The sequence below is a fragment of the Streptomyces sp. NPDC093111 genome, assembly GCF_040683955.1.
GTDB lineage: Bacteria > Actinomycetota > Actinomycetes > Streptomycetales > Streptomycetaceae > Streptomyces.
In genome coordinates, this window is record NZ_JBFBNW010000005.1 from 390181 (window position 1) to 406725 (window position 16545).

The 16545-nt window shown below is 72.8% G+C and carries 15 protein-coding genes; all 15 read left to right on the plus strand.

The features are described from left to right. Nucleotides 1–55: 55 nt before the first annotated feature. A complete protein-coding gene (locus AB0Q96_RS11145; RefSeq protein ID WP_365324072.1) occupies nucleotides 56–1915 on the plus strand; it encodes a DUF5941 domain-containing protein in 1860 nt (619 codons plus the stop codon). Beyond that, nucleotides 1912–2661, plus strand: a complete 750-nt coding sequence (locus tag AB0Q96_RS11150; protein ID WP_365323946.1) for a phosphocholine cytidylyltransferase family protein — start codon at nucleotides 1912–1914, stop codon at nucleotides 2659–2661. Before AB0Q96_RS11145 ends, AB0Q96_RS11150 begins: the two co-directional genes overlap by 4 nt. Continuing rightward, nucleotides 2649–3710 carry an iron-containing alcohol dehydrogenase family protein gene (locus AB0Q96_RS11155; RefSeq protein ID WP_365323948.1) on the plus strand — a complete coding sequence of 354 codons (1062 nt, stop codon included), beginning with the start codon at nucleotides 2649–2651 and terminating at the stop codon, nucleotides 3708–3710. The genes AB0Q96_RS11150 and AB0Q96_RS11155 overlap by 13 nt, the downstream gene beginning before the upstream one ends. After that, nucleotides 3688–4467: a CDP-alcohol phosphatidyltransferase family protein gene (locus AB0Q96_RS11160; protein WP_365323950.1), complete on the plus strand. Its 780-nt coding sequence runs from the start codon at nucleotides 3688–3690 to the stop codon at nucleotides 4465–4467. Before AB0Q96_RS11155 ends, AB0Q96_RS11160 begins: the two co-directional genes overlap by 23 nt. 11 nt (nucleotides 4468–4478) lie before the next feature. Beyond that, complete coding sequence (locus AB0Q96_RS11165; protein WP_365323952.1) at nucleotides 4479–5363, plus strand: glycosyltransferase; 885 nt, start codon at nucleotides 4479–4481, stop codon at nucleotides 5361–5363. A 51-nt stretch (nucleotides 5364–5414) separates the two neighbouring features. Further along, nucleotides 5415–6344, plus strand: coding sequence for an ABC transporter permease (locus AB0Q96_RS11170; RefSeq protein WP_365323954.1), 930 nt, complete (start codon nucleotides 5415–5417; stop codon nucleotides 6342–6344). Next, nucleotides 6337–7122 (plus strand): ABC transporter ATP-binding protein, encoded by a 786-nt coding sequence (locus AB0Q96_RS11175; protein WP_365323956.1) that lies wholly within the window; start codon nucleotides 6337–6339, stop codon nucleotides 7120–7122. The genes AB0Q96_RS11170 and AB0Q96_RS11175 overlap by 8 nt, the downstream gene beginning before the upstream one ends. A gap of 128 nt (nucleotides 7123–7250) precedes the next feature. Further along, nucleotides 7251–7895: a TetR/AcrR family transcriptional regulator gene (locus tag AB0Q96_RS11180; RefSeq protein ID WP_365323958.1), complete on the plus strand. Its 645-nt coding sequence runs from the start codon at nucleotides 7251–7253 to the stop codon at nucleotides 7893–7895. Nucleotides 7896–8207: 312 nt separating this feature from the next. Then, nucleotides 8208–9128: a squalene synthase HpnC gene (hpnC, locus tag AB0Q96_RS11185; RefSeq protein WP_365323960.1), complete on the plus strand. Its 921-nt coding sequence runs from the start codon at nucleotides 8208–8210 to the stop codon at nucleotides 9126–9128. Continuing rightward, on the plus strand, nucleotides 9125–10075 hold the full coding sequence (gene hpnD, locus AB0Q96_RS11190; protein ID WP_365323962.1) for a presqualene diphosphate synthase HpnD: 951 nt from the start codon (nucleotides 9125–9127) through the stop codon (nucleotides 10073–10075). The genes hpnC and hpnD overlap by 4 nt, the downstream gene beginning before the upstream one ends. A gap of 82 nt (nucleotides 10076–10157) precedes the next feature. Next, nucleotides 10158–11582 (plus strand): hydroxysqualene dehydroxylase HpnE, encoded by a 1425-nt coding sequence (hpnE, locus tag AB0Q96_RS11195; RefSeq protein WP_365323964.1) that lies wholly within the window; start codon nucleotides 10158–10160, stop codon nucleotides 11580–11582. Beyond that, on the plus strand, nucleotides 11579–12679 hold the full coding sequence (locus AB0Q96_RS11200; protein ID WP_365323966.1) for a polyprenyl synthetase family protein: 1101 nt from the start codon (nucleotides 11579–11581) through the stop codon (nucleotides 12677–12679). Before hpnE ends, AB0Q96_RS11200 begins: the two co-directional genes overlap by 4 nt. Nucleotides 12680–12807: 128 nt before the next feature. Continuing rightward, complete coding sequence (gene shc, locus AB0Q96_RS11205) at nucleotides 12808–14802, plus strand: squalene--hopene cyclase (protein ID WP_365323968.1); 1995 nt, start codon at nucleotides 12808–12810, stop codon at nucleotides 14800–14802. Then, nucleotides 14802–15512, plus strand: a complete 711-nt coding sequence (locus tag AB0Q96_RS11210) for a 1-hydroxy-2-methyl-2-butenyl 4-diphosphate reductase (protein ID WP_365323970.1) — start codon at nucleotides 14802–14804, stop codon at nucleotides 15510–15512. The genes shc and AB0Q96_RS11210 overlap by 1 nt, the downstream gene beginning before the upstream one ends. A gap of 7 nt (nucleotides 15513–15519) precedes the next feature. Beyond that, nucleotides 15520–16542 (plus strand): adenosyl-hopene transferase HpnH, encoded by a 1023-nt coding sequence (hpnH, locus tag AB0Q96_RS11215; protein ID WP_365323972.1) that lies wholly within the window; start codon nucleotides 15520–15522, stop codon nucleotides 16540–16542. The last annotated feature ends 3 nt before the right edge of the window (nucleotides 16543–16545 follow it).

The following is a 16545-nucleotide window of genomic DNA, read 5'->3' on the forward strand; positions in this document are numbered from 1 at the left end:
GGCCGTGCCGTGGGCCCCGCCGGCCCGTCCGTCAGCTCCAAGGAGTGAGTTCGTCCTGTCGACCGCCATCCTCACCGGTCCGCCGGTACCCGGATCGTCGCTCGACGCCGATCTGAGGTCCCTCGGCTTCCACGTCGAGGTCGCCTCCGGTCCGCACGAGATGAGCGGCCTGGTCGCCGCCGTACCCGCCGGACAGCGCGTCGCCGTCGTGGACCCCCGCTTCGTCGGGCACCAGCACGCCCTGCGGCTGGCCCTCACCGACCCCCGCTTCCCGGCCGCCGCCGCGCCCGGCGCCCTGACCGCGCAGCCCGAGGCCCGCCCGGCCCTGGCCCGCGCGCTGGCGGCCACCGCGCCCGACGGGCCGACCGCGGCCGCGGTCCGGACCGACGCCCCCGCGGCGACGGCCCCGGCCCCCGCCCCGTACGACGTCGTGGACAACCTCCCCGACGCCCTCGCCACCGCGCTCGACGCCGACGGCGTCGCCGTGCACCGCCCGGCGCTCGGCACCCTCGTCGCCGCCGTGCCCGAGGACGCCGAGGCCCGCCACCGGGCGCGGGCCGGCGTGGCGGCCGTCGACGACGAGGCCGTCCGGCTGCGCTCCGCCGTGAAGGCCCACGACGGCTTCTTCACCACCTTCTTCATCAGCCCGTACTCGCGCTACATCGCCCGCTGGTGCGCGCGCCGCGGACTGACCCCCAACCAGGTCACCACCGCCTCGCTGCTCACCGCGCTGTTCGCGGCCGGCTGCGCCGCCACCGGCGAGCGCACCGGGTACGTCGCCGCGGGCGTCCTGCTCCTGGTCTCCTTCGTCCTCGACTGCACCGACGGGCAGCTCGCCCGCTACGCGCTCAAGTACTCGACGATGGGCGCCTGGCTCGACGCCACCTTCGACCGCGCCAAGGAGTACGCCTTCTACGCGGGCCTCGCCCTCGGCGCGGCCCGGAACGGCGACGACGTGTGGGCCCTCGCGCTCGGCGCGATGGTCCTGATGACCTGCCGGCACGTGGTGGACTTCTCGTTCAACGAGGCCAACCACGACGCCACCGCCAACACCAGCCCCACCGCGGCCCTCTCCAGCCGGCTCGACGGCGTCGGCTGGACCGTCTGGGCCCGCCGCATGATCATCCTGCCGATCGGCGAGCGCTGGGCGATGATCGCCGTCCTCACCGCCGTCACCAGCCCCCGGATCGTCTTCTGGGCGCTGATCGTCGGCTGCGCCTTCGGCGCCACCTACACCACGGCGGGCCGCGTGCTGCGCTCGCTGACCCGCCGGGCCACCCGCACCGACCGGGCCGCCCAGGCCCTGGCCGACCTCGCGGACTCCGGCCCGCTCGCCGGGATCGCGGGCCGGCTCGCCCGCCGCACCGGCCTCCTCGCGATGCCCACGCTCGTCCTCGCGCTGGTCGCCACGGGCGTGCTGCTCGCCGGGGTCCTCGGCCGCCCCTTCGGGGACCGGGGGACCGTCGTCGCCGCCGTGCTGTACGTGGTGTTCGCCGGCGCGGCCGTCGCCCGCCCCCTCAAGGGCGCCCTCGACTGGCTCGTACCGCCCCTCTTCCGCGCCGCCGAGTACACCACCGTCCTCGTGCTCGCCGCCCGCTCGGACTCCGCCCAGGCGCTCCCCGCCGCATTCGGGCTGGTCGCGGCGGTCGCCTACCATCACTACGACACGGTGTACCGCATCCGCGGCGGCACCGGCGCGCCGCCCGCGTGGCTGGTGCGCACCGTCGGCGGCCACGAGGGACGCACGCTCGTGGTGGTCGTCCTCGCCGCCCTGCTGGCGAACCGCGGCAACGACTTCACCTCGGCGCTCACCGCACTCGCGGTCGCCATCGGCCTCGTGGTCCTCGTGGAGTCCATCCGCTTCTGGGTCTCCTCCGGAGCACCCGCCGTACACGACGAAGGAGAGACAGCATGATTGGCCTCGTACTGGCAGCCGGTGCCGGACGGCGTCTGCGCCCCTACACCGACACCCTTCCGAAGGCCCTCGTGCCCGTGGACCGCGAGGGCGACGGTTCGCTGACCGTCCTCGACCTCACGCTGAAGAACTTCGCCGAGGTCGGCCTCACCGAGGTCGCGATCGTCGTCGGCTACCGCAAGGAGGCCGTGTACGCGCGCAAGGAGGCCCTGGAGGCGAAGTACGGCGTCTCGATCACGCTGATCGACAACGACAAGGCCGAGGAGTGGAACAACGCCTACTCCCTGTGGTGCGCCCGTGACGTCCTGAAGAAGGGCGTCATCCTCGCCAACGGCGACACCGTCCACCCGGTCTCCGTCGAGCAGACCCTGCTCGCCGCCCGCGGCCAGGGCCAGAAGATCATCCTCGCCCTCGACACGGTGAAGAACCTCGCCGACGAGGAGATGAAGGTCGTCACCGCCGAGGGCAAGGGCGTCCAGAAGATCACGAAGCTGATGGACCCGGCCGACGCGACCGGCGAGTACATCGGTGTCACCCTCATCGAGGCCGAGGCCGCCGAGGAGCTGGCCGACGCCCTGAAGACCACCTTCGAGCGCGACCCCGACCTGTACTACGAGGACGGCTACCAGGAGCTCGTCAACCGCGGCTTCGCCGTCGACGTGGCGCCGATCGGCGACATCAAGTGGGTCGAGATCGACAACCACGACGACCTGGCGAAGGGCCGTGACATCGCGTGCCAGTACTGACCCGGCTCATCCCCTCGCCGGTCGTCGTCGACATCCGCGGAGGAGCGCTGGAGGACCTGTCCGCGCTCCTCGCGGACCAGCGGATCTCCAGCAACGGCCGGATCGCCGTCGCCATCAGCGGCGGCTCCGGCCTGAAGCTGCGTGACCGCTTCGCCCCCGAGCTCCCGGACGCCGACTGGTACCCGGTCGCGGGCGGCACCATCGACGAGGCGGTCAAGCTGGCCGACGCCATGCGCGGCAAGCGGTACGACGCGGTCGTGGCCCTGGGCGGCGGCAAGATCATCGACGTGACGAAGTACGCGGCGGCCCGGGTGGGCCTGCCGCTCGTCGCGATCGCGACCAACCTGTCGCACGACGGGATCTGCTCGCCGATCTCCACCCTGGACAACGACAACGGCCGGGGCTCCTACGGTGTGCCGACCCCGATCGCGCTGGTCATCGACCTCGACGTGATCCGCGACGCCCCGGCGCGCTTCGTGCGCTCCGGCATCGGCGACGCGATCTCCAACCTCTCCGCCATCGCCGACTGGGAGCTCTCCCACCGCGAGACCGGCGAGAAGGTCGACGGCCTGGCCGCCGCCATGGCCCGCAGCGCCGGCGAGGCCGTGCTCCGGCACCCCGGCGGCGTCGGCGACGACGACTTCCTGGTCACCCTCTCCGAGGGCCTGGTGATGTCCGGCATCGCGATGTCGATCAGCGGCGACAGCCGCCCCTCCTCGGGCGCCTGCCACGAGATCAGCCACGCCTTCGACCTGCTCTACCCGACCCGCGCGGCCAGCCACGGCGAGCAGTGCGGCCTCGGCGCCGCCTTCGCCATGCACCTGCGCGGCGCCGCCGAGGAGTCCGCGCAGATGGTCGCCACCCTGCGGCGGCACGGCCTGCCCGTGCTCCCGGAGGAGATGGGCTTCGGCGTGGACGAGTTCGTCCGGGCAGTGGAGTTCGCCCCGCAGACCCGGCCCGGCCGGTTCACCATCCTCGAACACCTCGACCTGTCCACAGACCAGATCAGGGACGCGTACGCCGACTATGCAAAAGCCATCGGTAGCTGAGCTCCGCCCGGTCGTCCACCCCCCGGGTGTGAAGGACCGGCGGAGCGGCGAACACTGGGGCGGCCGCCTCTACATGCGGGAGATCTCGCTGCGGATCACCCGGCACCTGGTGACCACCCGGGTGACGCCGAACCAGCTCACCTACGTGATGACGCTGGCCGGCGTCCTCGCCGCTCCCGCCCTGCTGATCCCCGGGATCCCCGGGGCGCTGCTCGGCGTGCTCATGGTCCAGCTCTACCTGCTGCTCGACTGCGTCGACGGCGAGGTGGCCCGCTGGAAGAAGCAGTTCTCGCTGGCCGGCGTGTACCTCGACCGGGTCGGCGCCTACCTGTGCGACGCGGCCGTCCTGGTCGGTTTCGGCCTGCGCGCCGCCGACCTGTGGGGCAGCGGCCGGATCGACTGGCTGTGGGCCTTCCTCGGCACGCTCGCCGCGCTCGGCGCCATCCTGATCAAGGCCGAGACCGACCTCGTCGGCGTCGCCCGGCACCAGGGCGGACTCCCGCCGGTCAAGGAGGCGGCCTCCGAGCCGCGCTCCTCCGGCATGGCGCTGGCCCGCAGGGCCGCCGGAGCGCTCAAGTTCCACCGTCTGATCCTCGGGATCGAGGCCTCCCTGCTGATCCTGGCGCTCGCGATCGCGGACCAGGTCCGGGGCGACCTGTTCTTCTCGCGGCTCGGCGTGGCCGTCCTGGCCGGCATCGCGGTGCTCCAGACCGTGCTGCACCTGGTGTCGATCCTGGCCTCCAGCAGGCTGAAGTGAGGGCCGCGGTGATGGCCGAGCCGATGAAGCTGGGCGCCGTCGTGATCACGATGGGTAACCGGCCCGACGACCTGCGCGCCCTGCTCGACTCGGTCGCGCGGCAGGACGGCGAGCGGGTCGAGGTCGTGGTCGTCGGCCAGGGCGTCGAGATCACCGGCCTCCCGGAGGGCGTCCGCACGGTCTCCCTGCCGGAGAACGTGGGCATCCCGGCCGGCCGCAACGTCGGCATCGAGGCCTTCGGCCCCGGCGGCACCGACGTCGACGCGCTGCTCTTCCTCGACGACGACGGGCTGCTCGCCAACGGCGACACCGCGGAGCTGGTCCGCCAGGCCTTCACGGCCGACCCGAAGCTGGGCATCATCAGCTTCCGGATCGCAGACCCGGAGACCGGGCTGACCCAGCGCCGGCACGTGCCGCGGCTGCGGGCCTCGGACCCGATGCGCTCCTCGCGGGTGACCACCTTCCTCGGCGGCGCCAACGCGGTGCGGACCAAGGTCTTCGCGGAGGTGGGCGGTCTTCCGGACGCCTTCTTCTACGCGCACGAGGAGACGGATCTCGCCTGGCGGGCGCTCGACGCCGACTGGATGATCGACTACCGTTCCGACATGGTGCTGCTGCACCCCACCACCCCGCCGTCCCGGCACGCGACGTACCACTTCAACGTGGCCCGCAACCGCGTGTGGCTGGCCCGTCGCAATCTGCCCGCGCCCCTGGTGCCGGTCTATCTCGGCGTCTGGCTGCTGCTCACCCTGGCACGGCGACCCTCCGTATCCGCCCTCAAGGCGTGGTTCGGCGGTTTCCGGGAGGGCTGGACGGCCCCCTGCGGGCCCCGGCACCCCATGAGGTGGCGTACGGTGTGGCGGCTGACCCGACTGGGTCGCCCGCCCGTGGTCTGACATCGTGGTACCCGACTTGCCGCGCATCTTGAACACGAAAGTTTTCGACTTGTGAGTGACACATCCCAGGACGGTGGGGTCGTGACGAGCACCCGGCCGTCCGCAGACGACGGCCTGAGCGCGGCCGAGCTGGCCGCCAAGCACGGCCTCTCGGTCAGCGGGGCCCGGCCGGGGCTCGCGGAGTACGTCCGCCAGCTGTGGGGCCGCCGCCACTTCATCCTGGCCTTCTCCCAGGCGAAGCTCACCGCGCAGTACAGCCAGGCGAAGCTGGGCCAGGTGTGGCAGGTGGTCACCCCCCTGCTCAACGCGATGGTCTACTTCCTGATCTTCGGCCTGATCCTGAACGCGGACCGGGGCATGTCACGGTCCGTGTACATCCCGTTCCTGGTGACGGGCGTGTTCGTGTTCACGTTCACCCAGAGCTCCGTGATGGCCGGCGTCCGCGCGATCGCCGGCAACCTCGGCCTGGTGCGGGCGCTGCACTTCCCGCGGGCCTCGCTGCCGATCTCCTTCTGCCTCCAGCAGCTCCAGCAGCTGCTGTTCTCGATGATCGTGCTGGTCCTCATCGCGGTCGCGTTCGGCAGCTACCCGTCGGCGTCCTGGCTGCTGCTCCTGCCGGCCCTGGCGCTCCAGTTCGTCTTCAACGCCGGCCTCGCCATGATCGTGGCGCGGATGGGCGCCAAGACCCCGGACCTGGCGCAGCTGATGCCCTTCATCATGCGCACCTGGATGTACGCCTCCGGCGTCATGTTCTCCATCCCGGTGATGCTGGAGGACAAGCCGGCCTGGCTGGCCGACCTGCTCCAGTACAACCCGGCCGCCCTGCACATGGACCTGGTCCGGTTCGCGCTGATCGACGGCTACGGTGGGTCCAACCTTCCGCCGCACGTCTGGTTCGTGACCCTCGCCTGGTCCGTCGTGATCGGCGTGGGGGGCTTCGTCTACTTCTGGAAGGCCGAGGAGAGGTACGGCCGTGGCTGACCACACCGAGGGCCGGGTGCCCACCGTCATCGCGGACAACGTCCACATCGTCTACCGCGTCAACGGCGCGGGCGGCGGCAAGGGCAGCGCCACCGCCGCGCTGAGCCGCATCATCAAGCGCAAGAAGGGCGACACCGAGCGCGGGGTGCGCAAGGTGCACGCGGTGCGCGGCGTGTCCTTCACCGCGTACCGGGGCGAGGCCATCGGCCTCATCGGCACCAACGGCTCCGGCAAGTCGACCCTGCTGCGCGCCATCGCGGGGCTGCTCCCCACCGAGAGCGGCAAGGTCTACACCGACGGCCAGCCCTCGCTGCTCGGCGTCAACGCGGCGCTGATGAGCGACCTGACCGGCGAGCGCAACGTGATCCTCGGCGGCCTCGCCATGGGCATGAGCCGCGAGGAGATCAAGAGCCGATATCAGGACATCGTCGACTTCTCCGGGATCAACGAGAAGGGCGACTTCATCTCGCTGCCGATGCGGACCTACTCGTCCGGCATGGGCGCCCGGCTCCGCTTCGCCATCGCCGCCGCCAAGGACCACGACGTCCTGATGATCGACGAGGCGCTGGCCACCGGCGACCGCAAGTTCCAGATCCGCTCCGAGCAGCGCATCCGCGAGCTGCGCAAGGAGGCGGGCACGGTCTTCCTGGTCAGCCACAGCAACAAGTCGATCAGGGACACCTGCGACCGGGTGCTCTGGCTGGAGAAGGGCGAGCTCCTCATGGACGGCCCGACCGACGAGGTCATCGCCGCCTACGAGCGGGAGACCGGCAAGTAACCACCCCCGACCAGGGGACACGCCTCAGCCGCCACCACCGGTATGACCGGTCGGGGCGGCTGACGCTTTTTGCGCGTGGCGGGACCGCCCGGAATGTTCATGCGGTCAACATCGGGCAGGATGAGCGCATGCCAGCGATCTCGGGAGGCAAGACCTACCACCACGGCGACCTGCGCAACGCCCTCATCTGCGCCGCAGTCGACCTCGCCACCGAAGGAGGCCCCGAGGCGGTCGTGCTGCGTGAGGCGGCCCGACGGGTCGGCGTCTCGCCCACCGCCGCCTACCGGCACTTCGAGGGCCGTGGCGAGCTCCTCGCCGCGGTCCGGGACCACGCCCGCCGCGCCCTCGCCGACTCCATGGAGCGGACCGCCGTCCGCGCCCCCGGCGCCGACACTCCGGCGCTCGCCGCGGAGGGCCGCCTCGCCGCCCTCTGCCGCGGCTACGTGGGCTTCGCCGTCGACCAGCCCGGCCTCTACCGGTCGGCCTTCAGCACCCCCCGTACCGCCTCCGGCGACGCCGGCCCCGAGGCCGACACCGGCTGTGTCGAGGTGCGCGCCTTCACGCTGCTCGCCGACGCCCTCGACGCCCTCGGGGCGACCGCCCGCCCGCCTCGGCCGCCCCGCCCCGCCGCCGAGGCCGCCGCGTGGTCGGCCGTGCACGGACTGTCACTCCTGCTCCTCGACGGCCCGCTGCGCCGGCTCCCGGCCCAGCGCCGAGCCGACGTCGTCGAGTCCACCCTCGCCATGGTGGTCTCCGGGACCCGCGCCCCGTGAGGGTCGAGATTGCGTCAACTACCGTTGTGTACGGGAAGGTTGACGGAACCCCGCGCGTTGTCGCGTACCGGCCCGCCCCCGGGCGCGGCCCGGAGTCCCTTACGGCGTAAGCTGTACCGGTCTGTTTCGCGGCAAGTGGGGTGATACCCCTCGGCGCCCCGACCGCCGGGCGGTGAGCCACGGGCAGGGGTCGGCGGCGTGTCCGAAATAGGATGGATTGGATCCGCAGTGTAGAACGGGAGATGTGACGGCCATGACGCAGAATCTCCAGCTCCACGAGGGTGTCGCCGTCCTCGCGTCGGGCAGCGGCCGGTGACGGGAACCCGGCAGGCGCGCCCCGACGCCTCCTCGCGCACCACTCTCGGCAAGGCCGCGGACGAGAACTTCCCCGTGGCCCCCTTCTTCCTGCCGCGCGCCTGGCGCGACGACCTGATGCGCGTCTACGGCTTCGCCCGTCTCGTCGACGACATCGGCGACGGCGACCTCGCGCCCGGCGGCGCCGACGCCCGCCACCTCGGCGTCGACCCCGAGCGGGCCGACGACCGGCTCGCGATGCTCGACGCCTTCGAGGCCGACCTGCTGCGCGTCTTCGACCCCGCCGACGGCGAACCCCGCCACCCGCTGCTGCGCGCGCTGCGCCCCGCCGTCGAGCGCTGCGGGCTCACCCCCGAGCCCTTCCTCGGCCTGGTCGCCGCCAACCGGCAGGACCAGCTGGTCCGTCGCTACGCGACCTACGAGGAGCTCCTCGCCTACTGCGAGCTCTCCGCCAACCCCGTCGGCCGGCTCGTGCTGGCCATCACCGGCACCGCCACCCCCGAACGCCTGCGCCGCTCCGACGAGATCTGCACCGCGCTGCAGGTCGTCGAGCACCTCCAGGACGTCGCCGAGGACCTGGCGCGCGACCGGATCTATCTGCCCGCCGAGGACATGAAGCGTTTCCACGTCACCGAGGACGACCTGGCCCGGCCCACCGCCGGCGCCTCCGTGCGCGCCCTGATCGCCTTCGAGGCCGACCGGACCCGCGCCCTGCTCGACGCCGGCGCCCCGCTGGTCGGCAGCGTCCGGGGGCGGTTGCGGCTGCTGCTGGCCGGCTTCACCGCCGGCGGGTACGCGGCGCTCGACGCGATCGCGGACGCCGGCTTCGACGTCCTGCCCGGGCCGCCCAAGGCCGACAAACCGAGTCTGATGCGCCGGGCGGGCGCCGTCCTGCTCACGGCGCGGAGAGAGGGGTGAGCCGGACCGTGGAGGAACAGCCGCAGCCGTCCGCACCGGTACAGGCCGCGTACAGCTACTGCGAGGCCGTGACCGGACAGCAGGCGCGCAACTTCGCGTACGGGATCCGACTCCTGCCGGTCGAGAAGCGGCAGGCCATGTCGGCGCTCTACGCGTTCTCGCGCCGCGTCGACGACATCGGCGACGGACCGCTCGCGCCCGAGGACAAGGACCGGCGCCTGGAGGCCACCCGGGCCCTGCTCGCCAAGGTGCGGGCCGGCGAGATCGAGGAGGACGACACCGACCCGGTCGCCGTCGCCCTCGCCGACGCCGCCCGCCGCTTCCCGATCCCGCTCGGCGGGCTCGACGAACTCATCGACGGCGTCCTCATGGACGTGCGCGGCGAGACCTACGAGACCTGGGACGACCTCAAGGTCTACTGCCGCTGCGTCGCCGGGGCCATCGGCCGGCTCTCGCTCGGCGTCTTCGGCACCCAGCCCGGCGCCCCCGGCGTCGACCGCGCCGGCGAGTACGCCGACACCCTGGGGCTCGCCCTCCAGCTGACCAACATCCTCCGCGACGTCCGCGAGGACGCCGGCAACGGGCGCACCTACCTGCCCGCCGACGACCTCGCCAAGTTCGGCTGCTCCGACGGCTTCGGCGGCGACACCCCGCCCGCCGGAGGCGACTTCGACGGTCTCGTCCACTTCGAAGTGCGGCGCGCCCGCGCGCTGTTCGCCGAGGGCTACCGGCTGCTGCCCATGCTGGACCGGCGCAGCGGCGCCTGCGTCGCCGCCATGGCCGGGATCTACCGCCGGCTGCTCGACCGGATCGAGCGCGACCCCTCCGCCGTGCTGCGCGGCCGGGTCTCGCTGCCCGGGCACGAGAAGGCCTACGTCGCCGTACGGGGACTCTCCGGCCTCGACGCCCGCACCATCTCCCGGCGCACGCTGCGGAGGCCGGCGTGAAGCCCGTCCGGGGCCGCGCGCAGGCAACCCCCGCCGCCGGTTCCGCGTCCTTGATCACGAGGTCCACAGGGGAGGCCGCCGCATGACCGCCGACGAGCGCTGCGCCACGACCGGGGACATCACCCGCCACGGCGGCTCGCGACCGCACGCCGTCGTCGTCGGCGGCGGCCTCGCCGGCGTCACCAGCGCGCTCCAGCTGGCCGACGCCGGAGTCCGGGTCACCCTGCTCGAAGGCCGGCCCCGGCTCGGCGGCCTCGCCTTCTCGTTCCTGCGCGGCGAGCTCAGCGTCGACAACGGCCAGCACGTCTACCTGCGCTGCTGCACCGCGTACCGCTGGTTCCTCGACCGGGTCGGGGGGGCGCACCTCGCGCCCGTGCAGGACCGCCTCGACGTGCCCGTGCTCGACGTCGGCCACCCGGCCGGGCCCCGGCTCGGGCGGCTGCGGCGTTCGGCCCTGCCGGTGCCGCTGCACCTCGCCAGGAGCCTCGCCACCTACCCGCACCTCTCGCTCGCCGAGCGGGCGAGCGTCGGACGGGCCGCGCTCGCCCTGAAGAAGCTGGACCCGGCCGACCCCGCCCTCGACGACATCGACTTCGCCGGCTGGCTCGGCCGGCACGGCCAGTCCCCGCGCACCGTCGAGGCCCTGTGGGACCTGGTCGGCGTCGCCACCCTCAACGCCACCGCGCCGCACGCCTCCATGGGACTCGCCGCGATGGTCTTCAAGACCGGCCTGCTCTCCGAGCCCGGCGCCGCCGACATCGGCTGGGCGCACGTCCCGCTCGGCGACCTGCACGACACCCTCGCCCGCAAGGCCCTGGACGCGGCCGGCGTGCGCACCGAGGTGCGCGCCAAGGCCGAGCGGATCCAGCGCCGGGAGGGCGGCGGCTGGAGCGTCCACACCGCCGGGGAGGTCCTGGAGGCCGACACCGTCGTCCTCGCCGTCCCGCAGCGCGAGACGCGCGAGCTGCTGCCCGACGGGGCGCTCGACGACCCCGACCGGCTGCTCGACATCGGCACCGCGCCCATCCTCAACCTGCACGTCGTCTACGACCGCAAGGTGCTGCGGCAGCCCTTCTTCACCGCGCTCGGCTCCCCGGTCCAGTGGGTCTTCGACCGCACCGCGTCCTCCGGCCTCACCGGCGGCGGCCAGTACCTCGCGGTCTCCCAGTCCGCCGCCCAGGACGACATCGACGAGCCCGTCGCCGTCCTGCGCGAGCGGTACCTGCCCGAGCTGGAGCGGCTGCTGCCCGCGGCCCGCGGCGCCGGGATCCGCGACTTCTTCGTCACCCGGGAGCGCACCGCCACCTTCGCCCCGACCCCCGGCGTCGGGCGGCTCCGCCCGGGCGCCCGCACCCACGCCCCGGGCCTGTACCTGGCCGGCTCGTGGACCGCGACCGGCTGGCCCGCGACCATGGAGAGCGCCGTCCGCAGCGGCTTCAGCGCCGCGGGTGCCGCGCTCTCCGCCCTCGGCCGCCGCTACGACCATCCGCTGCAGGAGGCGGCATGAGTGTGAGTACCGGAACTAGAGGAGAAACCGTGCCGACTGTGCCCCCGGGGAATCCGGCGGTCGACACCGCGGACGTCGCCGCGCTGCTGGAACGCGGCCGCGCCCTGTCCACACCCGTCATGCGGGCGGCCGTCGACCGTCTCGCGTCGCCCATGGACACCGTGGCCGCGTACCACTTCGGCTGGATCGACGCCCACGGCAACCCCACCGAGGGCGACAGCGGCAAGGCCGTCCGCCCCGCGCTGGCCCTGATCTCCGCCGAGGCCGCGGGCGCCGGTCCCGAGGTCGGCATCCCCGGCGCCGTCGCCGTGGAGCTGGTGCACAACTTCTCGCTGCTCCACGACGACCTGATGGACGGCGACGAGCAGCGCAGGCACCGCGACACGGTGTGGAAGGTGCACGGCCCCGCCCAGGCCATCCTGGTCGGCGACGCCCTCTTCGCCCTCGCCAACGAGCTGCTCCTCGAACTCGGCACCGTCGAGGCCGGCCGGGCCACCCGCCGGCTGACCACGGCCACCCGCAAGCTGATCGACGGGCAGGCCCAGGACATCTCCTACGAGCACCGCGAGCGGGTCACCGTCGAGGAGTGCCTGGAGATGGAGGGCAACAAGACCGGCGCCCTGCTCGCCTGCGCCGTCTCCATCGGCGCCGTCCTCGGCGGCGCGGACGACCGCACCGCCGACAAGCTGGAGGAGTACGGCTACCACCTCGGCCTCGCCTTCCAGGCCGTCGACGACCTGCTCGGCATCTGGGGCGACCCGGAGTCCACCGGCAAGCAGACCTGGTCCGACCTGCGCCAGCGCAAGAAGTCCCTGCCGGTGGTCGCCGCCCTCGCGGCCGGCGGCCCCGCCTCCGAGCGGCTCGGCGAACTGCTCGCCGCCGACGCCAAGAGCAGCGACTTCGACACCTTCTCCGAGGAGGAGTTCGCCACCCGCGCCGCCCTCATCGAGGAGGCCGGCGGGCGAGAGTGGACCTCCCAGGAGGCCCGCCGCCAGCACGCCGTCGCCATCGAGGCCCTCCACGACGTGGAGCTGCCGGCCCACGTCCGCGCCCAGCTCACCGCGCTGGCCGATTTCGTCGTCGTACGGAAGAGATGATCACCATCACTCTGATATGAGTGCGCAGTCGCCGGCCGGTGCCTCCCGGCACCGGCCGACGGCAGACCCGAAGAAGCAGATCAACGCGGAAGTACTCCGAAGTACACCGACTGCACGAAGGGGAAGCCATGACAGCGACGACCGACGGAAGCGCCGGGGCCGTGGGACCCCGAGCAGCCGCGGCCAGCGACACGACAGACCGCACCGACATCGAGGAGGCGGCGCTCGACGCATCCGCCGCCCAGGCCGCGGAGCGCTCCGTACGCCACCTCCTCGGCCGCCAGGACGCCGAGGGCTGGTGGAAGGGCGACCTGGAGACCAACGTCACCATGGACGCCGAAGACCTCCTGCTGCGCCAGTTCCTGGGCGTCCTGGACCCGGAGACCACCCGCGCCGCCGCCCTCTTCATCCGGGGCGAGCAGCGCGAGGACGGCACCTGGGCCACCTTCTACGGCGGGCCCGGCGAGCTCTCCGTCACCATCGAGGCATACGTCGCCCTGCGGCTGGCCGGAGACCTCCCCGAGGCGCCGCACATGGCGCGCGCCGCCGCCTGGATCCGTGAGCGGGGCGGCATCGCCGCGGCCCGGGTCTTCACCCGGATCTGGCTCGCGCTGTTCGGCTGGTGGCGCTGGGACGACCTGCCCGAACTGCCGCCCGAACTGATCTTCCTGCCCTCGTGGTTCCCGCTGAACATCTACGACTTCGGCTGCTGGGCCCGGCAGACGATCGTGCCGCTCACCATCGTCTCGGCCAAGCGCCCGGTGCGGCCCGCGCCCTTCCCGCTGGACGAGCTGCACACCGACCCGGCCCGGCCCAACCCGGCGAAACGTCTTCCCTCCGTCGCCAGTTGGGACGGCTTCTTCCAGCGGGTCGACAAGGGACTGCACCTATACCGCAGGCTGGCCCCGCGCCGGCTGCGGAAGACCGCGATGGACACCGCGGCCCGCTGGATCATCGAACGGCAGGAGAACGACGGCTGCTGGGGCGGCATCCAGCCGCCCGCCGTCTACTCGGTGATCGCCCTCCACCTCCTCGGATACGACCTGGACCACCCCGTGATGCGGGCCGGCATGGAGTCCCTCGACCGGTTCGCGGTGTGGCGCGAGGACGGCGCCCGGATGATCGAGGCCTGCCAGTCGCCCGTCTGGGACACCTGTCTCGCCACCATCGCCCTCGCCGACGCGGGGGTACGCCCGGACGACCCGGCGCTGGTGAAGGCCGCCGACTGGATGCTCGGCGAGGAGATCGTCCGCACCGGCGACTGGGCGGTGCGGCGCCCCGGACTCCCGCCGGGCGGCTGGGCGTTCGAGTTCCACAACGACAACTACCCGGACATCGACGACACCGCCGAGGTGATCCTCGCGCTGCGCCGGGTCAAGCACCCCGACCAGCCGCGGGTCGACGCGGCCATCGCCCGGGCCGCCCGCTGGACCGGCGGGATGCAGTCGAGGAACGGCGCGTGGGGCGCCTTCGACGCCGACAACACCAGCGCCTTCCCCAACCGGCTGCCATTCTGCGACTTCGGCGAGGTCATCGACCCGCCCTCCGCCGACGTCACCGCCCACGTGGTGGAGATGCTGGCGTACGAGGGGAAGGCCGGCCATCCGCGCACCCGCCGGGGCATCGAGTGGCTGCTCTCCGAACAGGAGCCGGACGGGGCCTGGTTCGGCCGCTGGGGCGTCAACTACGTCTACGGCACGGGCTCGGTGGTGCCGGCCCTGACCGCCGCGGGCCTGCCCGGCACCCATCCCGCGATCCGGCGGGCCGTCGGCTGGCTGGAGTCCGTGCAGAACGAGGACGGCGGCTGGGGCGAGGACCTGCGCTCCTACTCGGAGCGCCAGTGGGTCGGCCACGGCACCTCCACCGCCTCGCAGACCGCCTGGGCGCTGATCGCCCTGCTCGCGGCGGGCGAGCGGGAGTCCGAGGCGGTCCGGCGGGGCGTCGCCTGGCTGGTCGCGGCCCAGCGGGAGGACGGCTCCTGGGACGAGCCGTACTTCACCGGCACCGGCTTCCCCTGGGACTTCTCGATCAACTACCACCTGTACCGGCAGGTCTTCCCGCTCACGGCGCTGGGCCGGTACGTGAACGGGGAGCCGGTGCTCCACGGCCCCGGGGGCGCCTGATGGCCCGGGACCCCGGCGCCCCCGAAGGGCCCGTCGCGTCCGGCGGGCCCGGGCCGGCGGGCGCCGGCGCCGTCGGCCCGCCGCTGCTGATCGCCTGCGCGCTCGGCATCGAACGGCTGGCGCTGCGCGGCGGCGCGCGCGCCGCCGCGCGGGCCGGGGCGCCCGCGCCGGTGACCGTGCTGCGGACCGGCATGGGCCCGGCGCACGCCCGCCGGGCCGTCTCCCGGGCCCTGGCGGCCGAGGAGTGGCGGGACGCGGCCGTCATCGCCTCCGGCTTCTGCGCCGGGCTCGCCCCCGGGATGCACCCCGGCGACCTGATCGTCGCCGACGAGACCCACGGCCCCGACGGGGTGACCCCCTGCACGGGCACCGAGCTGCTGGTCAAGGCGCTCGCCAGGGCGGTGCCCGGGCGCACCGTCCACACCGGCCCGCTGACCGGCTCCGACCACGTGGTGCGCGGCCCGGAGCGGGCCGCGCTGAGGGCCGGCGGAGCCGTCGCCGTCGACATGGAGTCCGCCGCCACCCTCCGTACGGCGGTGGCGGCCGGCCCCCGCCCGGTTGCGGCCGTCCGGGTGGTCGTGGACGCTCCAGAACATGAACTGGTCCGGATCGGCACGGTGCGCGGTGGAATATCGGCTTTCCGCGTTCTTCGTGCCGTCCTTCCCGCATTCTTCGAATGGCACCGTTCTTTGCTGCTCCCCAGGAGGTGAGCGAGTTATGGCCATGCCGCTCCGTCAGTCCATCAGGGTCGGGACCTACCTCTTCGAACAGAAGCTCCGCAAGCGGGACAAGTTCCCGCTGATCGTCGAGCTGGAGCCGCTGTTCGCCTGCAACCTCAAGTGCGAGGGCTGCGGCAAGATCCAGCATCCGGCGGGCGTGCTCAAGCAGCGCATGCCGGTCGCCCAGGCGGTCGGCGCCGTCCTGGAGTCCGGCGCGCCGATGGTCTCCATCGCCGGCGGCGAACCGCTGATGCACCCTCAGATCCACGAGATCGTGCGCCAGTTGGTCGCCAAGCGCAAGTACGTCTTCCTCTGCACCAACGCGATGCTGCTGCGCAAGAAGCTGGAGGACTTCACCCCCTCCCCGTACTTCGCCTTCGCCGTCCACATCGACGGACTGCGCGAGCGGCACGACGAGTCGGTCGCCAAGGAGGGTGTGTTCGACGAGGCGGTGGCGGCGATCAAGGAGGCCAAGCGGCGCGGCTTCCGGGTCACCACCAATTCCACGTTCTTCAACACCGACACCCCGCAGACCATCATCGAGGTGCTGAACTTCCTCAACGACGACCTCCAGGTCGACGAAATGATGATCTCGCCCGCGTATGCCTACGAAAAGGCGCCCGACCAGGAGCACTTCCTGGGCGTCGAGCAGACCAGGGAACTCTTCAAGAAGGCATTCGCAGGCGGAAACCGGCGCCGCTGGCGGCTCAACCACTCGCCGCTCTTCCTCGATTTCCTGGAGGGCAAGGCCGATTTCCCCTGCACCGCGTGGGCGATCCCGAACTACTCGCTCTTCGGGTGGCAGCGCCCCTGCTATCTGATGAGCGACGGCTACGTCCCCACGTACCGCGAGCTCATCGAGGAGACCGACTGGGACGCGTACGGCCGCGGCAAGGACCCCCGCTGCGCCAACTGCATGGCGCACTGCGGCTACGAGCCCACCGCCGTCCTCGCCACCATGGGCTCGCTCAAGGAGTCGCTGCGCGCGGTACGGGAGACCGTCCACGGGAACAACGGGTGAGCC